The organism is Paraburkholderia sp. SG-MS1 (genome assembly GCF_012275575.1).
Taxonomy (GTDB): Bacteria; Pseudomonadota; Gammaproteobacteria; order Burkholderiales; family Burkholderiaceae; genus Paraburkholderia.
Genome location: NZ_NPIH01000012.1, coordinates 1 through 407, shown reverse-complemented (window position 1 = coordinate 407; position 407 = coordinate 1). Strand labels below are relative to the sequence as shown.

Genomic DNA, 407 nt, shown 5'->3' with positions numbered 1-407 from the left:
ATCAACAAGGCGACCGGCGGCAAGGATTCCGTGAAGGTCTTCGGCAACAGCGCGCTGGGTTCGGAAAACGACACGATCGATCAGGTTCGCATCGGCGCGCTCGACATGACCCGCGCCAATGGCGCGGCGTTCAACGAGATCGTCCCCGAGTCGATGATCCCGTCGCTGCCGTTCCTGTTCCGCGACATCGACCATTTCCGCAAAGTAATGTACGGCCCGGAAGGTCAGAAGATTCTCGACGCCTTCAAGGCAAAAGGCATGATCGCGCTGACGTTCTATGAGAGCGGCGCACGTTCGATGTACGCCAAACGCGCCATCCATTCGCCGGCTGACATGAAGGGCCTCAAGGTGCGCGTGCAGCCGTCCGATCTGATGGTCGACGAAATCCGCGCGATGGGCGGCACGCC

General features: G+C 60.9%; 1 protein-coding gene. It reads left to right on the top strand.

All coding sequences use genetic code 11. The features are described 5' to 3' along the window. Positions 1 to 407: TRAP transporter substrate-binding protein DctP (dctP, locus tag CIC12_RS01145; RefSeq protein ID WP_168661367.1), on the top strand; the 407-nt coding region annotated here is incomplete at both ends.